Origin of the sequence: Haloparvum sedimenti, from assembly GCF_001462205.1 — an archaeon.
Taxonomy (GTDB): Archaea; Halobacteriota; Halobacteria; order Halobacteriales; family Haloferacaceae; genus Haloparvum; species Haloparvum sedimenti.
Map to the genome: position 1 here is coordinate 46,804 of NZ_LKIR01000089.1, position 2,945 is coordinate 49,748.

Below are 2,945 nucleotides of genomic sequence, written 5' to 3' on the forward strand. Positions count from 1 at the left end.
GACGTTCGTCGGCTACCAGGCCCAGGGGACGCTCGGGCGCCGCATCCAGAACGGCTGGGACGAGATCCCGGTCTCCGACTGGGGCAACGGCGGCGGCCGCAGTTCGACGCTCACGCTCAACATGAACGTCGAGACGGTCGACGGCTTCTCCGGCCACGCCGACCGACAGGGGCTGGAGAACTTCGTGAAGACGATGCAGCCCCGCCCGGAGAAGGTGCTGTGCGTCCACGGCGACGAGAGCTCCGTCCAGGACCTCTCCTCCTCGCTGTATCACGACTACAACATGCGGACGTTCGCGCCGAAGAACCTCGAGACGTTCCGGTTCAAGTAAGCCGTCCGCGAGAGTCGCCGTTTCGATCCCCGTGCCCGCCTCGCCGTCACGACGATCGCCCCGCGGCCGCCCCCATTTATGTTCGCGGTCGCACACGCTCACGCATGCGCCTCGCGCTCATCGCCCACGACGAGGAGAAGCCGACGCTACTGGAGTTCGCCGCTGACCACGAGTCTGCGCTCCGCGAGTGCGAGCTCGTGGCGACCGGAACCACCGGAAAGCGGTTACAGGAGGCGGTCGGTCTCGACGTCGACAGACAGGCGTCGGGGCCGCTCGGCGGCGACCTCCAGATCGGCGCGATGGTCGCGGCCGACGAACTCGACGGCGTGGTCTTCCTGCGCGACCCGCTGACCGCGCAGGCCCACGAGCCCGACATCTCCGCGCTCTTGCGCGTCTGTGACGTGATGGACGTGCCGCTGGCGACGAACCTCGCGTCCGCGACGCTGTTGGTCGAGGGGCTGCTCGACGCGTGAGTCTCAAAATCCCTCTCGGCGCGTGAGCTAGAACCCTTTATCGAACAGCTCGCGAGCGATGATGTTCTTCTGTATCTCGGTGGTGCCCTCGTAGATCTGGGTGATCTTCGAGTCGCGGTAGAAGCGCTCGACGTCGTGATCGTTCACGAAGCCGGCGCCGCCGTGGACCTGCACCGCCTCGTTCGCGACCTCGACCGCGGTCCGGGAGGCGAACTCCTTGGCCATCGACGCGAGCATCGTCACGTCGTCGGGCGACTCGTCGACCGCCCACGCGGAGCGGTAGGTGAGCCAGCGCGCCGCCTCGGTGTTCGTGTGCATCTCCGCGAGCTTGTGCTCGATGGCCTGAAAGTCGCCGATCGGGCGGCCGAACTGCTCGCGCTCCTCGGCGTACGCAAGCGCGCGCTCGGCCGCGCCGCGGGCGATGCCGACGCCCTGTGCGGCGACCGCGGTCCGGGTCTCGTCGAAGAACTGCATCAGCTGGAGGAAGCCCATTCCGCGTTGGCCGATCAGGTTCTCCTCGGGGACGCGCACGTCGTCGAACCGGAGCTCCGCGGTGTCGCTCGCGCGGATGCCGAGCTTGCCGGTGATCTTCTCGCGGGTGAGGCCGTCCCGATCCGCCTCCACGAGGATCTGCGAGTAGCCCGAGTATCGGTCCTCGACCTCGGGGTCGGTCTCGCAGACCACGACGAAGTAGTCGGCCACCGTCCCGTTGGTGATCCACATCTTCGAGCCGTTGATCACCCACTCGTCGCCGTCCTTCTCGGCGCGGGTCGCCACCGAGGTCACGTCCGAGCCGGCCTGCGGCTCGCTGATCGCGGAGCCCATCACCGCGTCGCCCGCGGTCACCTCGGGGAGCACGCGCTCCTTCTGGTCGTCGGTGCCGAACTCGATCAGCGCCTCAGCGCCGAAGCCGGCGCTGGAGACGCACAGCCCCACGCCGGGATCGGCCGCGAACAGCTCCTCAGTGATGATGGCGTTCTCCAGCGCCGAGTAGCCGACGCCGCCGTACTCGACCGGAACGTGCGGCGCGAGCAGCCCCATCTCCGCGGCCGCCTCCATCACCTCGTGGGGGTACGACTCGTCGGCGTCGTGCTCGCTCGCGGCCGGCTTGACCTCGTTCTCCGCGAACCGGCGCACCTCGTCCCGTAGCTGCTGTTGCTCGTCCGAGAGCTGGAACTCCATGGTCGACACTCGAAAGCCAGTCGTGTTAGCTATTCGCAAACAACGATGAACGATAGAGGAGTTAATAGTCCGCTACCGATCCGTCGAGGGACCCGCCACGGCTGTCCGTCACCGATCCCCCACGTGCGCCGCCGAAGTCGCCGGATTCATCCCTTCCCCCGTCGTCCGACAGGCAATGACTGCCGAGGAGGAGAACGTCTTCGACGTCTACCGCGACCAGGTGGACCGGCCGCTCTCGCGGCTCTTCCGGGAGTACGGCACCGACGAACTCCACTGGCTCGTGCTCGGAATGGTGGCGAACGTCGTCGCCCGGGTGGCGAGTCTGGTCCCGCCGGTCGTCCTCGGCGTCGCGGTCGACGCCGTCTTCGCGGGCGACGGGGCCTACACCCTCCCGCTCGTCCCCGCCGCGTGGCTCCCGACCGAGTCGGCCGCGCAGTTCCGGTTCTCCGCGGCGCTCATCGTCGGCTCCTTCCTGACGACCGCGGTGTTCACGTGGGTGTACGGCGTCGCAGCGAACAACTTCGCCCACCGCGTGATGCACGCCGTCCGGACCGACTCCTTCGAGAAGATGCAGCGGCTGGACATGACCTTCTTCGACGACAAGCAGACCGGCGAGGTGATGTCGGTGCTGAACAACGACGCCTCCAACTTGGAGGTCTTCCTCGACAACGCGCTCCAGAACTCCGCACGGCTCGGCGTGATGATCCTCGGCATCGCGGCCGTCCTCTTCTACTACAACCACGAGCTCGCGCTCGTGACGTTGACCGCCGTCCCGCTGATGGTGCTTTTCACGCTCTGGTTCATGCGCGCGGTCGAGCCGCGATACGTGAAACAGCGCTCCGTCGTCGGCGACCTCAACACGGCGCTGGAGAACGCGCTCTCGGGCGTCGAGCTGGTCAAGACCTCGAACACGGAGGACCACGAGACCGACCGCGTCGCGAACGCCTCCTACGACTACT

The 2,945-nt window shown here is 67.4% G+C and carries 4 protein-coding genes; 3 read left to right on the forward strand and 1 reads right to left on the reverse strand.

Features of this window, described 5'->3' with window-relative positions:
- Both AN233_RS17920 and AN233_RS05710 read left to right on the forward strand, forming a co-directional pair.
- Positions 1–331: MBL fold metallo-hydrolase RNA specificity domain-containing protein (locus AN233_RS17920; protein WP_281176524.1), on the forward strand; the 331-nt coding region annotated here is incomplete at its 5' end.
- A gap of 104 nt (positions 332–435) precedes the next feature.
- Positions 436–804: a methylglyoxal synthase gene (locus tag AN233_RS05710; protein WP_058365866.1), complete on the forward strand. Its 369-nt coding sequence runs from the start codon at positions 436–438 to the stop codon at positions 802–804.
- A 27-nt stretch (positions 805–831) separates the two neighbouring features.
- Here AN233_RS05710 and AN233_RS05715 read toward each other — a convergent pair whose 3' ends face one another.
- A complete protein-coding gene (locus AN233_RS05715; RefSeq protein ID WP_058365867.1) occupies positions 832–1,986 on the reverse strand; it encodes an acyl-CoA dehydrogenase family protein in 1,155 nt (384 codons plus the stop codon).
- A gap of 175 nt (positions 1,987–2,161) precedes the next feature.
- Here AN233_RS05715 and AN233_RS05720 point away from each other — a divergent pair.
- The coding region (locus tag AN233_RS05720) for an ABC transporter transmembrane domain-containing protein (protein ID WP_141654129.1) at positions 2,162–2,945 on the forward strand (784 nt) is incomplete at its 3' end.